Origin of the sequence: Caulobacter sp. 17J65-9 (assembly GCF_010975005.1) — a bacterium.
Classification (GTDB): Bacteria; Pseudomonadota; Alphaproteobacteria; order Caulobacterales; family Caulobacteraceae; genus 17J80-11.
In genome coordinates this window covers 1-728 of the sequence record NZ_JAAIVC010000335.1, presented here as the reverse complement: position 1 = coordinate 728, position 728 = coordinate 1, and the positions used below count along the sequence as shown (strand labels likewise).

The window sequence follows — 728 nt, the reverse complement described above, 5'->3', positions numbered from 1 at the left end:
TCTTCAACGCCTCGAACGTGACCACCGGCGGCGTCAACGCCCACGGCATCCTGGCCCAGTCGGTCGGCGGCGGCGGCGGCGACGGCGGCTGGAGCGTATCGGTCGCGGCCTCGGGCTCCGACGGCGTGGCGGTTTCGGCCGCGGCGGCGGTCGGCGGCAAGGGCGGCGCGGCCGGCGACGGCAAGAAGGTCACCCTCCTCAACACCGGCGAGATCAACACCGGCGAGGACGGCTCGATCGGCGTGATCGCCCAGTCCATCGGCGGCGGCGGCGGCAACGGCGGCTTCGCGGCGTCGGGCGCCCTGGCCTTCTCCGGCAGCGTCAGCGTGGCCCCCAGCCTGTCGCTGGGCGGCGCCGGCGGGGCCGGCGGCAAGGGCGGCGAGATCGACCTCGACAGCCTGAACGACGTCACCACCTGGGGCGACTACGCCCACGGCGTGGTCGGCCAATCGATCGGCGGCGGCGGCGGCAACGGCGGCTGGAGCGGCTCGTTCAACGTGGCCGGATCCGGCTCCAACGCCGTGGCCCTGGGCGCGGCGGTCGGCGGCGCCGGCGGCCCGGGCAGCATCGGCTCGCTGGTCGACGTCACCACCGACGGGACCATCCTCACTCACGGCGCGGGCGCCATGGGCGTGTTCGCCCAGTCGGTCGGCGGCGGCGGCGGCAACGGCGGCTTCGCGGTCGCCGGCAACGTCAGCGGCAGCGGCGGCAACGCCGTGGCGCTGGGC

The 728-nt window shown here is 76.5% G+C and carries 1 pseudogene; it reads left to right on the top strand.

Annotated elements, in window-relative coordinates:
* A pseudogene (locus G3573_RS21780) lies at positions 1–728 on the top strand (hypothetical protein); the annotation flags it as partial.